This is a genomic window from Anaerotignum sp. (genome assembly GCF_031981185.1).
Classification (GTDB): domain Bacteria; phylum Bacillota; class Clostridia; order Lachnospirales; family Anaerotignaceae; genus Chakrabartyella.
In genome coordinates this window covers 1-14587 of the sequence record NZ_DALYUL010000009.1, presented here as the reverse complement: position 1 = coordinate 14587, position 14587 = coordinate 1, and the positions used below count along the sequence as shown (strand labels likewise).

14 protein-coding genes are annotated in these 14587 nt (G+C 40.8%); 12 read left to right on the top strand and 2 right to left on the bottom strand.

Features of this window, described 5'->3' with window-relative positions; genetic code table 11:
* On the bottom strand, positions 1–358 hold a 358-nt coding region (locus RTK36_RS06650), incomplete at its 3' end, for an Rrf2 family transcriptional regulator (RefSeq protein WP_312045481.1).
* 233 nt (positions 359–591) lie between these two features.
* Here RTK36_RS06650 and cysK point away from each other — a divergent pair.
* From cysK to RTK36_RS06595, 11 genes are all read left to right on the top strand, one after another.
* The gene (gene cysK, locus RTK36_RS06645) at positions 592–1524 is read left to right on the top strand and encodes a cysteine synthase A (RefSeq protein ID WP_312045479.1); all 933 of its coding nucleotides are present in this window, start codon (positions 592–594) and stop codon (positions 1522–1524) included.
* A 246-nt stretch (positions 1525–1770) separates the two neighbouring features.
* Positions 1771–2622, top strand: a complete 852-nt coding sequence (locus RTK36_RS06640) for an alpha/beta hydrolase family protein (protein ID WP_312045477.1) — start codon at positions 1771–1773, stop codon at positions 2620–2622.
* Positions 2623–2863: 241 nt separating this feature from the next.
* Positions 2864–3955, top strand: a complete 1092-nt coding sequence (mnmA, locus tag RTK36_RS06635) for a tRNA 2-thiouridine(34) synthase MnmA (protein ID WP_312045475.1) — start codon at positions 2864–2866, stop codon at positions 3953–3955.
* A gap of 35 nt (positions 3956–3990) precedes the next feature.
* The gene (locus RTK36_RS06630; RefSeq protein ID WP_312045473.1) at positions 3991–4758 is read left to right on the top strand and encodes a tRNA threonylcarbamoyladenosine dehydratase; all 768 of its coding nucleotides are present in this window, start codon (positions 3991–3993) and stop codon (positions 4756–4758) included.
* Positions 4755–5876, top strand: coding sequence for a cysteine desulfurase family protein (locus RTK36_RS06625; RefSeq protein ID WP_312045471.1), 1122 nt, complete (start codon positions 4755–4757; stop codon positions 5874–5876). The genes RTK36_RS06630 and RTK36_RS06625 overlap by 4 nt, the downstream gene beginning before the upstream one ends.
* A gap of 67 nt (positions 5877–5943) precedes the next feature.
* Entirely contained in the window at positions 5944–6795 is an 852-nt protein-coding gene (locus RTK36_RS06620; protein ID WP_312045469.1) for a tRNA lysidine(34) synthetase, read from the top strand.
* Positions 6796–7292: 497 nt separating this feature from the next.
* Positions 7293–8579 (top strand): homoserine dehydrogenase, encoded by a 1287-nt coding sequence (locus tag RTK36_RS06615; protein WP_312045466.1) that lies wholly within the window; start codon positions 7293–7295, stop codon positions 8577–8579.
* 337 nt (positions 8580–8916) lie between these two features.
* The gene (locus RTK36_RS06610) at positions 8917–9771 is read left to right on the top strand and encodes a sigma-E processing peptidase SpoIIGA (protein ID WP_312045464.1); all 855 of its coding nucleotides are present in this window, start codon (positions 8917–8919) and stop codon (positions 9769–9771) included.
* Positions 9768–10502 carry an RNA polymerase sporulation sigma factor SigE gene (gene sigE / locus RTK36_RS06605; protein ID WP_312045462.1) on the top strand — a complete coding sequence of 245 codons (735 nt, stop codon included), beginning with the start codon at positions 9768–9770 and terminating at the stop codon, positions 10500–10502. The genes RTK36_RS06610 and sigE overlap by 4 nt, the downstream gene beginning before the upstream one ends.
* 784 nt (positions 10503–11286) lie before the next feature.
* A complete protein-coding gene (locus RTK36_RS06600; RefSeq protein WP_312045460.1) occupies positions 11287–12387 on the top strand; it encodes an exosporium glycoprotein BclB-related protein in 1101 nt (366 codons plus the stop codon).
* 130 nt (positions 12388–12517) lie between these two features.
* Positions 12518–13489 carry a hypothetical protein gene (locus tag RTK36_RS06595; protein WP_312045458.1) on the top strand — a complete coding sequence of 324 codons (972 nt, stop codon included), beginning with the start codon at positions 12518–12520 and terminating at the stop codon, positions 13487–13489.
* A 212-nt stretch (positions 13490–13701) separates the two neighbouring features.
* Here RTK36_RS06595 and RTK36_RS06590 read toward each other — a convergent pair whose 3' ends face one another.
* A complete protein-coding gene (locus RTK36_RS06590) occupies positions 13702–13869 on the bottom strand; it encodes a hypothetical protein (RefSeq protein ID WP_312045456.1) in 168 nt (55 codons plus the stop codon).
* 374 nt (positions 13870–14243) lie between these two features.
* Here RTK36_RS06590 and RTK36_RS06585 point away from each other — a divergent pair.
* A partial coding sequence (locus RTK36_RS06585) for a hypothetical protein (protein WP_312045453.1) occupies positions 14244–14587 on the top strand: 344 nt, incomplete at its 3' end.

Below are 14587 nucleotides of genomic sequence, written 5' to 3'. Positions count from 1 at the left end.
CGGAAATCAGCTTATCTAACCCTTGCCACATGGAGAGGGTACGGCAGTCATGGACACGGGTGCACTGCTCAGATTTTTCATTCAGGCAGGCGACTGGTGCAAGGCTTCCCTCAGTCAAGCGCAAAATACTACCCACAGTGTAAGCGTCAGGATCCTTGCTTAGGCGATAGCCGCCGCCTTTTCCTCTTTGACCGATTAAGAATTTTTCCCGCACCAAAGATTTCAGAATAATCTCCAAATATTTTTCGGAAATTTCCTGCCGTTCGGCAATCTCCTTTAGTGGGACATAATCTCCCGGGTGTTCTGCTAAGTCTATCATAACGCGTAATGCATATCTTCCTTTTGTTGAAATCATCATAAAAAATCCCTCCAAGTTTAAACCTATTATATAATAGGGTAAATAGGAAAGCAAATAAATTTATTTGAAAAATAGTTTATTTCCTATTGACAAATAAGAAAAGAAAGCATATTATACCTATAAACCTACTGAGTTTATAGGGTGAAAGAATAATTGTTGCTTTTGAGATGTAATGAAAATGATATAAGGTGACATGGTAATAATAAGAGTGATTACGAATGGAGGAATTTATTATGAGTAAAATTTACACTTCTGCAGATCAATTGGTAGGAAAAACACCGTTGTTGGAACTGACCCATATTGAAAAGGAATACGCTTTGGAAGCTAAAATACTTGCGAAATTAGAATACTTTAATCCCGCAGGTTCTGTAAAGGATAGAATTGCAAAAAGCATGTTAGATGATGCAGAACAGAGAGGGATTTTAAAGCCTGGTTCTGTTATTATTGAGCCTACCTCAGGAAATACAGGTATTGGCTTAGCGGCAATTGCTGCAGCTAAGGGTTATAGAACGATTATTGTAATGCCTGAAACCATGAGCGTGGAGCGACGTCAATTGATGAAAGCCTATGGCGCGGAGCTGGTTTTGACAGATGGAGCAAAAGGTATGAAAGGTGCCATTGCCAAGGCAGAGGAGTTGTCACAGGAAATTCCCAACAGCTTTGTTCCAGGACAGTTTGTAAATCCTGCCAATCCAGCTGTTCATGAGGCAACAACAGGCCCCGAGATTTGGGAAGACACCGATGGAAATGTGGACATTTTTGTAGCAGGCGTTGGCACAGGTGGTACAGTCACCGGAGTAGGTTCCTATTTGAAAGGAAAGAATGCAGAGATTAAAGTGGTTGCTGTAGAGCCCGCCGCTTCTCCTGTGTTAAGCAAGGGAACTCCCGGTGTTCATAAAATTCAAGGGATTGGTGCAGGCTTTGTTCCAGAAGTTTTGAATACAGAAATTTATGATGAAATTATTCCTGTTGAAAACGAAGATGCTTTTGCAACAGGAAAGCAGATTGGCCGTGCTGAGGGAGTTTTGGTCGGCATTTCCTCTGGGGCTGCTTTGTGGGCAGCGATTCAGCTTGCAAAACGTCCCGAAAACAAAGGCAAGACCATTGTTGCATTGTTGCCTGACACAGGGGAGCGTTACCTTTCCACACCCATGTTTGCGGATTAATTTAACATAAAATGCAAGTGTTTTAAATGGTTTTGATCCATTGACAAGGTACAAATGACGTGCTAATATTACCAATAAACATAGTATGAAAATGGTTAGTTTGGCATAAAAGTAAAACGGAAAATAACCAAGATTGAATACAGAGATAAGGTGAAATTGGAATATGATTCTGACATAGGATATTCAATTTCCTAGTTCAAGTACAAATGAAAAGATTTGGAGATAGATACAAGTGGGGTGGAGTCGATGAAATCCTTAATCAATTATGGTGAATTACATTATGGCGATGTGCCAAACCGCCCAAGTCAAATAGGCATCATTATTCCCGGCTCTCGGGGTAAGCTTTTGGCTACATTATATGCCCCGGGAGGCAAGGGACCCCACCCGCTGGTACTTTTATTTCATGGAATTCCCGGCAATGAACAAAACTTGGACGTTGCCCAGGGGCTTCGTCGAGAAGGTTTTCATGTGCTGACCTTTCACTATAGTGGCAGTTGGGGCAGTGATGGTGAGTATTCATTAAAAAATAATTTAGAGGATGGGGAAACGGTATTGGATTTTATGTTGAAAGACGAAACCTATGACATAGATCGAAACCGTATTTATGCCATTGGTCATAGCTTAGGCGGTTTTGTCTGCGGACAGTTAAGCGCAAAGCGAGAGGAAATTGCCGCTTGTGCTTTACTTATGCCTTGTGATATCGGACGGTATTTCCGAATCAAAGAGGAAGATGCTGTTGCAGGAAAAAGCCTACATCACATTCTAGAGGAAAGTGCTCTGTGGCTGCGAGGTGCAAAAGTAGAGCTTTTTATGGAAGAAATAAAAGAAAATTCTTCTATGTTCCCTCTGGAAACTGTAGCACGGCAATTGGCAAAGAAGCCTGTACTTTGTGTGGAAGCCTCCCTGGATATACATACGCCGCCAAAGTTCCATTGTCGTCCTTTGGAAGAAAGAATTCTGGCTGAAGGGGGCACACAGCTAAAGGTGTATTCATTACAAACGGATCATTGTGCAGCTGATTATCGACTGGAGCTAATTCGCATTGTGACTGACTACTTTTGGGATGTTACTTCAGAAAAAAGGGTTAGTCTTGCGTAAAAAGAAAAAGATTCATTCAAAATTAAGGGCAGGTATAGGCAAATTTAGCCTATGAATCAATATTGCCTATCATCACAAAAATAAGGTCAATTGCTTTTTCAAAATTTTGAAAGTAATTGACCATGTTTGCGTTTTCAATAAAGAAAAATTTTAGAATTATTTATTATTCGGGTGCATTAATAAATAAATCAGTAGAAATACAAAAATTTATATGAAAAAAGGATTGTGGGGAAGATAAAATATGGAAAACAACCGTGCTTTGATTGCCATGAGCGGTGGTGTAGATAGTTCCATTGCCGCCTATTTTATGAAGAAAAATGGATACTACTGTGAGGGAACTACCATGCGCCTATACCGCAATGAGGATATTGGTCGCTGCAATTTTCGTACTTGCTGTTCACAGAGGGATATTGATGATGCCAGCGAGGTGGCATTTCAGTTGGACATGCCCTATGAGGTTTTGGATTTTACCATGGATTTTCGAGAAAGAATTATTGAAAAATTCATTCGTATCTATGAAGATGGGGGCACACCCAATCCCTGCATTGACTGTAATCGTTATATGAAGTTTGATAAGCTTTTAAAATTTGCCCAAGAGAAGAATTTAAACTATGTTGTGACAGGGCATTATGCAAGAATAGAACAAGATAAGGCAACTGGCCGTTATTTACTCAAAAAAGCATTGGATGATACAAAGGATCAAAGTTATGCGCTTTATACAATGACCCAAAGTCAGCTTGCTCACACCCTGTTTCCCTTAGGAAGCTTACGGAAAAAAGAGGTAAGAGCGTTAGCGGACGAGTTACATTTTGTAAATGCCAGAAAGCATGATAGTCAGGACATTTGCTTTGTTCCTGATGGAGACTACACAAAATTTATGGAGGAATATACAGGCAGGCATTACCCTCCTGGTGACTTTTTGGACCAAAAGGGAAATATCGTTGGAAAACATTCAGGGGCAGTGCGCTATACCTTAGGTCAGCGAAAGGGTTTGGGCTTGGCTATGGGAGAGCCTGTTTATGTCTGTGGGAAGTCAATGGAAAAAAATACGGTTACAGTGGGGCCTGAATCTGCCCTCTATACCAAGGTATTAATTGCAGATGATATGAATTGGATTCCTTTTGAGGATTTGGATAAGCCTATGAGGTTTCAAGGCAAAACTCGCTACCGCCAACAGGAGCAATGGGCTACGGTTTCTCCTTTGGAAAATGGCCAAGTGAGGGTGGAATTTGATACGCCTCAACGTGCCGTTACGCCGGGGCAGGCTTTGGTTTTATATGATGGCGATGTGGTTGTGGGGGGTGGAACAATTTCTGGAGTTCTACCCGAATAAAATAGACCGAATTATTTAAAAGGAGAAATTCAGAAATGTTGAACCAATTTTCAAGAACACAATTGCTCATTGGAGAAGAGGGAATGAATTGCTTAAGCCAAGCACGAGTGGCTATATTCGGCATTGGAGGCGTTGGCGGATATACGGTAGAGGCGCTTGCACGAAGCGGCGTTGGAACCTTTGATTTGATAGACGATGATAAGGTATGCCTGACAAATTTGAATCGACAGATTATTGCAACACGCAGTACCGTTGGGCAATATAAGGTTGACATAGCAAAACAGAGGATACTGGATATTAACCCTGACGCTGTAGTCAATATATATAAATCATTTTATGGGCCTCAGACCGCAGGGGGATTCGATTTTTCTAAGTATGACTATGTTGTGGATGCCATTGATACAGTTAGTGGAAAAATAGAACTGGTGGTGCAAGCGAATCAAGCCGGGATACCTATTATTAGCTGTATGGGAGCCGGAAATAAGATGGATGCTTCCGCTTTTCAGGTAACTGATATTTATAAAACTTCCGTATGTCCCTTGGCTCGGGTGATGCGCCATGAGCTGAAGAAGCGCAGGATTAAAAAGCTGAAAGTGGTATATTCCAAGGAATTGCCTATTGCCCCAATAGAAGATATGGCAATTAGCTGTCGCACCCATTGCATTTGTCCTGCGGGTACCGCAAGAAAGTGCACCCAACGCAGGCAAGTACCGGGCAGCAACGCCTTTGTTCCTGCAACAGCAGGGCTAATCCTTGCCGGCGAAGTGGTGAAGGATCTATCAAATTTTGGAGGAAGCTTATGATATATTTAGATTATTCAGCCAATACCCCTGTTGCACCTAAGGTATTGGAACGTTTTGTACAAATCGAACAAGAGTTTATGGGAAACCCAAATTCCACCCATCAAGTAGGGAAATCCGCCCAAGAGGAAATGGCAAAGGTTACGGAAAGTATAGCCATGTTATTAAAGGTGAATCCGGCGGAAATCATTTATACCTCTGGTGCCAGTGAAGCAAATAATTTGGCAATCAAAGGCATAGCCCGTTCTTCCAGGCATATTGGGAAGCATATTATTTCCACACCGCTAGAGCATTCTTCAGTAAGTGGTTGTCTAACTGCCTTACAGGAACAAGGTTATGAAATAGATTTGCTGGGTCTGGAAAAGGATGGTACTGTTAATTTAAAGGAATTGGAAGAGTTATTAAGAAAAGATACGATTTTGGTAGCAATTTGTGGTGTAGACAGCGAATTGGGGTGTATTCAGCCCATTCCCCCAATTATTGAAATTTTGAAGGACTATCCCAATTGCCGCCTACATGTGGATGCCACCCAATCCATAGGAAAGACGGAAGTTTCCTTTCAAGGGATAGATACCATGAGCTTTACAGGGCATAAGTTTTATGGTCTAAATGGCTGTGGGGTATTGCTAAAAAGAAAAAATCTTGTGATTGAGCCTCTGATTCATGGGGGAGCAAGCACCACGATTTATCGCAGTGGTACCCCTACTTTGGGCCTTGCCGCCGCAACGGAGACAGCTCTAAAAATAACATTAGAAGAACAAAATAGCCGCTATAAAGTGGTGCAAGGTCTGAATGAGAAGCTACGCAAGGCTTTAGCGTCCTATCCTGTTGTACGGATAAACAGCCCTGAAACTGCCGTTCCTCATATTTTAAATTTGAGTGTGTACGGTGTTAAGGGAACTGTTTTTCAGAGAGCATTGGATGAAAAGGGTATTTGTGTATCAGTGAAATCCGCTTGTTCTGCCGATGGACAACCTTCACGCCCAGTATTTGCAGTGAGTCAAGATCGAAAAAACGCATTGTCTTCATGGAGGATTAGCTTGAGTCATTTAACTACCGAAGAGGAAATTCAGGAATTTTTAAGGGTATTTGATGAATGTTATAATGAGCTTGTAAAATAAGGGATACAGATTTGTTTTGTTTTCTATAAAGAATATTAGATTTAATAATTGGAATAGGGGAATTAGAATGGCGAGGGAATTAACACCGCATCAGATAATAGAACGTAGTATTGTAAAAAAATATCGTAAGGAAATATGGAATCCTTTTATTAAGGCAGTAAAGCAGTACGAATTAATTCAAGGGGGAGACAAAATTGCTGTGTGCATTTCTGGTGGAAAGGATTCCATGCTCATGGCAAAGCTATTGCAAGAACTTCAGCGCCATAGTGAGGTACCTTTTGAATTGATTTTTTTGGTGATGGATCCAGGATATAATGAAATAAACAGACAAAAAATAGAAAGCAATGCTGCTCTCCTCCATATCCCCATCACAGTTTTTGAAACAAATATTTTCGATATTGCCAATAATTCCGAAGAATCTCCTTGCTATTTATGTGCACGTATGCGCAGAGGGCATCTTTACAATAAAGCAAAATTACTGGGCTGTAACAAAATTGCTTTAGGGCATCATTTTAATGATGTGATAGAGACTACGGTGATGGGGATGTTTTATGGGTCTCAGCTACAGGCAATGCTTCCTAAACTTCATAGTAAAAATTTTGAGGGCATGGAGTTGATTCGCCCCATGTACTGCATTGGTGAGGAGAGTATTTTGAGCTGGAAGCGCTATAACGATTTGGAATTTATTCAATGTGCCTGCAGATTTACCGAGAACTGTACCATGTGCGATAATGGTGGTGGCGGATCTAAGCGAGAGGAAGTGAAAATTCTCCTTCGCAGACTAAAGCGGGACAATCCCAATATTGAAAAAAGTATCTTCAATAGCATTCATTCCGTTTCCCTTGACACGATGGTAGGGTATAAGGCTAAAGGAGTTTATCATTCATTTTTGGATAACTATGATCCAAAGGAAATGTAATATGAAAAGCCTGCTGCTATGTGTCAGTAGAAGTAATGTTAGACAAGCAACAACATAGAATTTTTGAATTAGAACGAGGTGCTCAGTAAATATGAGGACTTCGTTTTTCATTGAACGAAAGAAAGTATATTTCTATAGAAATAAAAGCTATTTTTCTGAGAAAAGATTCAATTTTTGATTTCTATTTTCCTGATATAGTGCCCATTTTAGAATAGTATCTTGCCAGATTTGGCACGAGGAGTGCGGGTTAGACAGAAGGAAGCCAGACATTTTATATATTTTAGAAGAAATAAACACAGGGCGTATTTATTTCTTCTAAAATATCAATAAAAAAAAGACATAATACACAAATTTGTTTTTCTGACAAGGAAAAATGTTTTCGAAAAAAAGACAGATTTTTATTGACATATGCTCTCTTGGTGCGTACAATCTTAATATCAGTCATAATTTGACAATGCGCATTACAGCAAAATTACTTAATCTGGAGGAAGAATAGCATGATACAAAATATTCGTAAGGTTGCCCTTCTGGGAATGGGGACCGTTGGCGGCGGTGTATATAAGATTATTGAAAAACAGAAGAATGAACTGGTTTATAAAATTGGTGCGGAGTTAGAAATCTCGAAAGTATTGGTTCGCAACAAGGAGAAGTATGCAAATTTGGTTGCTCCAGAAAAACTGACAGACCAGTGGAGTGATATCATTGAAGATGATAGTATTGAAATTATTGTTGAGGTAATGGGCGGAATAGAACCGGCATCAACATGTATTAAGGAAGCTTTGCAAAAAGGTAAGCATGTAGTAACTGCCAATAAGGATCTGATTGCAGTGCAGGGGCATGAGCTTATGAAGCTTGCCAAAACAAATCATTGTGACCTATTGTTTGAGGCGGCTGTTGCTGGAGGAATTCCAATTATAAGACCACTGAATCAGTGTTTAGCAGGGAATGAAATAACAGAGGTAATGGGGATCATCAATGGGACTACCAATTTTATTCTAACCAAAATGAGTGAAGAAGGAATGGACTTTGCAGAAGCCCTCAAATTGGCAACAGATTTAGGTTACGCTGAGGCAGATCCAACAGCGGATATTGAGGGACACGATGCAGGCAGAAAGCTTGCCATTTTGGCATCTCTAGCCTTTAATTCTCCCGTAACATTTCAAAATGTATACACAGAGGGTATTTCGAAAATTTCTGCCAAGGACATCCGCTATGCCCATGAGCTTGGTTGCGAAATTAAGCTGCTAGGAATTGCCAAAAATACGGAGGATGGTATTGAGGTAAAGGTTCATCCAACCATGATTCCTCAGAGTCATCCCTTGGCGGCGGTAAATGATTCTTATAATGCGGTATTTATTCATGGGGATGCTGTAGGAGATGCTATGTTTTATGGTAGAGGAGCGGGTGAGCTGCCTACAGGAAGTGCCGTTGTAGGGGACATTTTGGATGTTGCAAGAAACATTCAGTTTCATTGCACTGGCCGAATCGGTAGTAGCTGTTATAAAAATATTCCCATTAAAGATATTAAAGAAACAAAAAGCAGTTACTATGTTCGCATGAAACTTGAGGACAGAGCGGGCACTTTAGCTGCCTTGGCTGGGGTATTTGGAAGTAATAATGTCAGTATATCCATGTTATTGCAAAAAACAAAGGATGAAAAAACGGCGGATGTTGTCATTGTTACTTATGATGTTTTAGAAAAACAATTCATGGACTCCATCATTGTGATTTCTAATATGTCAATGGTAAAAGAAATTGCCTCTATTATTCGTGTCTATCATTAAGTGTTGAGGGCATGAGAAAGAAAAATGAAGTAAAGAATCTACTGGGAAAACTCATTTAATGAGAAGTTACAGAATTAGAACAAGTATTTTATAATGAAATCATATTTAGAACGGAAATTCCAATAAGAATAGATCCCAATAGGAACTGATATTTCCCTGGGATTTTCGCATTGAAATGTTAGTTCAGGGTGAGTATGGCAATTTATAAAATTCTAATTATAGAAAGAATGGAGAGTCGAAGTCGGTCGAACTCTGCCATTCTTTTTTTTGGTATTTTCAGTAAATTTGACAAACTTCGCATCTAAACATGCCTATAATTTGTTTCAGGAGGGAAGGAATGGAGGCTTCAGTTTATATTGATGTGGTGTTTTTCTGGGAATGGATTATGGACTTATTTTTGCTTTATGCGGCAGGGCGGATTAGCGGGTTTCACGCCAAGAAATGGCGGCTTTTTGTAGGTGCATTGTTATCTGCTTTGTGTCATTGTTTGCTGCTAGTATTCTTGTTTCCAAATAATGGAGGCATTTTTTTATCTTTTGCATTACTAATCCTTGGACTTGGGGTGGCGTACTTTCCCAAAAGCCCTAAAAATTTTATCAGGCTTTTTTTAACAGCTCTATTTGCATCCTTTTTAATGGGAGGCGGTTTGAATGTACTGTTTACAGTTACCCAAGCTCAAAAAGTACTGGGAACTGGTTTAATTCTACGGCAGAGGTTTTTTCCCTGGCAATATTTAATTTGGGGGATTGCTGTAAGTTACATATTAATAAAAATAGGCAGCAATTGGATCGAGACCCATATACGAAGGCGTAGAGATTTTTGCACAGTGTATATTCGTAAAAATAGCAAATGGGTAGAAGGTCGTGTACTTATTGATACGGGAAACGGGTTGAAAAAAGATGGCAAAGGGGTCATTGTAATGGAATTGGGAACCTTACTTCCATTATTTTCTGCAGAAGAGGGTGAAAAGCTAATTTGCGGTGAGCGAGAGAATCTTGAACCAATGCATTACACCAGTTTAGGAAATCCTGAGGGAGCATTGTGGGGCTTACTTGCCGAAGAATGCAAAATTTGTTTTGGCGAAAAGACAATAAGTTATCACGGGCTGTATATAGGCATTTCCTTTGATTTTTTTAAAGGGGGATATGAAGGTTTGATTCCCCCTTGCTTGCTGGAGGAGGACGATTTATGAGGCAATGGAAGTATTTCCTGTTTTTAGTGAAGTATCATGCAGGGTTGATTCTGCGCAAATTACGCAGAAAAGGGCAAGGGGTATTTTACATAGGCGGAAGTGATGTTTTTCCGCCCCCCCTTAAGCCGGATGAAGAAGCAGTTTTATTGGATCAACTTGGCGGTGAGGATGAGGTAAGGGTAAAATCAGTATTGATTGAGCGAAATTTACGCTTGGTGGTTTATATTGCAAGAAAATTCGAAAATACCGGCGTAAATGTAGAAGATTTAATTTCAATTGGAACCATTGGTTTGATAAAAGCTATCAACACCTTTAATCCTGAGAAAAAAATTAAATTGGCCACCTATGCATCCAGATGTATTGAAAATGAAATTTTAATGTATTTGAGGCGAAATAGTAAAACAAAATCCGAGGTTTCCATAGATGAACCTTTGAATGTTGATTGGGAAGGAAACGAATTGCTCCTTTCCGATATTCTTGGTACAGAAGGAGACGTCATTTACAAAAATATTGAGGAAGAGGTAGACAGGGAGCTATTAAACAATGCAATGGATAAACTTTCTTGCAGAGAGAGAAAAATTGTGGAAATGCGGTTTGGCATTTTACCTGAAACAACGGAAAAAACCCAAAAGGAAGTGGCGGACATTCTTGGGATTTCTCAGTCGTATATTTCAAGACTTGAAAAGAAAATCATCGGCCGATTAAAAAAAGAGATTAATAAAATGATGTGAGGTTATTTTATTGTGTAAAAAATTTAAGGTACAAATATCCTTACGGAAAAAATAAGACACTCTTCGAAAAAAAGAAGGGTGTCTTATTTTTGTGGGCAAATCTCTTCTTTTGGTTTAAGGAATTATAAACTATGAATTTATTCGCAAATTGTCACCCAGCATGTCACATCTACATATTATGTTGTAGAGCTTGCAGTAACTTAAGAAAAACATGAATTGCTAAAGAGAGGTGAAATGGATTCTGTAATTGAGTCTATCGAAAGGAAGTCTTAGAAAAAAATCATTAGCACCCACAGATTATATTTTGAGGGAATTCGTCTTATAGAAAGTTCCTTTAAGAAAAGAACTTATTGTGGTAACTGTTTCGAATGGCATGTTAACCATCACATGCAAGAGCAAAAGACATTTCATTATGCTGGGAATCTAACGAAAAGTAAATTTGTGGTGTACAGTTTGGGATGGCGCCGCAATTAGAACTCAAGTGGCAAAAAGAGCTCTTCTATCCCATGGTAATTCCTTATGTACAATTTAGTTATTAATAGAAAACGTCCAAGCTACCACAAATATTTTTGGAAATACGAAATGTGAAAAATTCAAGGAAAAACTGATGTTAAAATTTATATTGCACAGTTGCATAAACTCAAATTGGCTTAGCGGGATTTTTTATATGAGGGTTTTATATGTAGGGATACTTTTTCATTTAAAACAGGATGATTTCGAAGTTTTAGCATGTAAGGGATTTTTTGAAAGTAGGTTAATGATTCATTATAAAGGAGGAAAAGACATGAGGTATGATTACGACAATGACTATGATATGAATGATTTACAGGGTATTAATTGCAACAATAGTTGTGGAGGCAATTTTAATAGTAACTGTTGCTGCCGCGGTCCAAGGGGTCCTCGTGGTCCCGTTGGTCCTCAGGGTCCTCAAGGTCCTCAAGGCCCCATTGGTCCTCAGGGTCCTCAAGGTCCAGTAGGTGCAACTGGCGCAACAGGCGCAACTGGTGCAACCGGCGCAACAGGTCCTCAGGGTCCTGCCGGTGATATTGGTCCACAGGGACCCGCAGGTCCTGCAGGTGCACAAGGTCCCGCAGGTCCCGCAGGCCCACAGGGTCCCGCAGGTGCAACAGGTCCCGCAGGTCCTCAGGGTGAGCAAGGTCCCGTAGGCGCAACAGGTGCAACAGGTGCAACAGGAGCCACAGGCGCTCCGGGTGCAACAGGTCCCGCAGGCCCTCAAGGTCCCGCAGGTCCCGCAGGTCCTCAGGGTGTAGCAGGTCCCGCAGGCGCACAGGGTCCCGCAGGCGTAGCTGGTCCCGCAGGTCCCCAAGGTGATCCAGGTCCCGCAGGTCCTCAGGGCGAACCAGGTCCCGCAGGTGCAGGGGCAATTATCCCGTTTGCATCAGGGGAACCAGCTATTTTGACCACTGTTATTGGCGGAGTGCTTAATACTTCAAGTGCAATTGGCTTTGGGATTAATGCTCCTGGTATTACCGCTGGCGGCGGAACAATTGACTTAACTGGATTAACAAACTTGGCATTCTCTGTACCCAGAGAGGGTACCATCACATCCTTGGCAGCTTACTTTAGTGTTGCTACAGCGCTTTCATTAGTAGGGTCTACCGTAACGGTGACTGCCCAGCTGTACGTGTCGACTACACCGAATGATACCTTCACTGAGGTAGCTGGTGCAGTAGTTACCCTCGCTCCAGCGTTAACAGGAATCGTTGCAACTGGTACGATTCTCAGTGGTCTTACCACCGGTTTAAACATTCCTGTATCCGCAGGAAATAGATTACTTCTGGTATTCTCCGCTGATGTAACGGCAGGCGCTGATTTGGCAACGGTTGTTTCCGGTTATGCTAGTGCAGGTCTTGGCATTTCCTAAGTATATTATTCAAAGGTGTTTTAGTAAATTCAATGTTTGCGCTTCTGATTTAGCAAGGAGGAAAGATCAAAATTTCTGTGCATGAGTTTAGATGATAAGTCATTCAAAATTATGAAAAGGAGGAAAATTAATGAATTACTACAATGATAATTGTGATTTAAATGGAATTGGTATTTGTAATTGTGGTGGGGGTCCAAATTGCTGCTGTAGAGGACCCCGAGGACCAGTAGGACCTCAAGGACCTCCGGGACCAGCAGGCCCTACCGGCGCTACAGGCCCTCAAGGTCCAGTAGGCCCAGTAGGCCCACAGGGCCCTCCGGGAGCAACCGGAGCCCAAGGTCCACAAGGTGAAGCAGGTCCCGCAGGCCCAACTGGTGCCACGGGAGCAACAGGTCCACAAGGTGCTCCGGGAGCAACAGGTCCACAGGGTCCTCAGGGCGAGCCAGGTCCTCAGGGAGCAACAGGAGCAACGGGTGCAACGGGAGCTCAAGGTCCAGCAGGTGCAACAGGTCCCGCAGGTCCCCAGGGCGATCCCGGTCCCGCAGGTCCCCAGGGTGATCCAGGTCCTGCAGGTGCACAGGGTCCAGCAGGTGCGGCAGGTCCCGCAGGTCCTCAGGGAGCACAGGGTCCCGCAGGTCCACAAGGTCCAGTAGGTCCTCAGGGGCCTCCAGGACCAGGCTCCAGTTTATCAGGTTTACAAGTACAGTTACAAGGCAGCAGTGGAGGAACAATTCCAACAAATACAAATGTTTTGTTCGACACAACCATTAATGCGCCGTCACCAGATATAACGTATAATGCTGGTATAGGAAATTTCTTCATCAATACTCCAGGTAACTATTTTATCTCTTGGTGGGTAAATACTGATGGTGCAGAAACATCGCCAAATGTCACTTTTGGTATAAGAGTTATTAGTGGAGGATCAGATATTATTTTGTCAACCTCACCAGCACCAATTACAACGCTTCAATTAAATGGCACTGCGCTGATTACAGTTACAACTACACCTCTTATATTTAGCTTATTCAACAGTACCGGAACAACAGTAACCTATGGTACAGGAACAATTCAGGCAAACCTGGCAATTATTGAGTTAGTCTGATTTGCAAAAAATATAAACTATAATCTTTTGTCACAATAACATTTTAAACCACCAGCTTAGCTGGTGGTTTATTCTGTTTTAGAGATAGAAATCATTGTTTTGTTAATTCGTAGGTGGCAGAATATGTTTCACAGATTAAAGTTAAATGATTGTTTTTTATACAAACATATTTTAAATAAAAAACACCCTTCTTTTGGAAGGGCGATTTCTTTTTAAACATCTTGATAATGCAAAGGTTCATAATCTGAATTTTGAGTTTTTCCATGTCCACTATCAAAAAACTGCTGCTCTCTGCCGTGTTGTTGACGCTTAATGGCATGGGTACTATAGCGTATTTCCTGTAATTGGGAGGTTCCCTCTGTAAATTCTAATGCGCGCAAATTTTTCCCCTCCTTTCATTCATATTAATATGCCCAACCCAAAAAAGATTAAGCAATAAATCAAGTTTATTTGTACTGAAAGTCATCTGCTAATCAATTTCTAACAAGAGTACTTGTTTACAAATTTTATGATATAATAGCAATAATAAAGAAAAAACTTCGTAAAAGCATAGAGTTGATTTGATTATTATGGACTTTAATGAATTATAATTTCATATTTTTTGTATCCACTGGTGGGATTCAGAAGTTTTGGTTTAGTACCACATTCTAACTCTGTGCTTAGTTAAAATTATGATAAATAGCTTTTGAATAGAAATAGCATTTGCTATTTGTTTGGTTTTCATTCAAGCTTTTTAAAGAAAGGTGAGTGCAGGATGAGGCAAAAAATTAATTTTGAAAGTATCGTAAAAGAATTTTTAGAGTCCTTGGGTGTTGTTGTAATTGTTGATACAGAAAGTCGTATTATCTATATGACAGAGAAATACGGAGAGCTTTTTAAAATTCCTAAGCCTTTTCCTATTGGAAATAAATTACATGAATATGTACCGGATGAGAGCCTAAGTGCTGTCATTCGCTCAGGAAAAGAAAGCGTGGAGGAGTTCTTTGAACATGACGGAAAAACAATGGTAATTAATCGCCTATTAATCCGTAAGGACGATGAGATTTTAGGTGGGGTGGCTTTTACTTCTACAGGGAGCCGATTAACAGTCAAACAGCT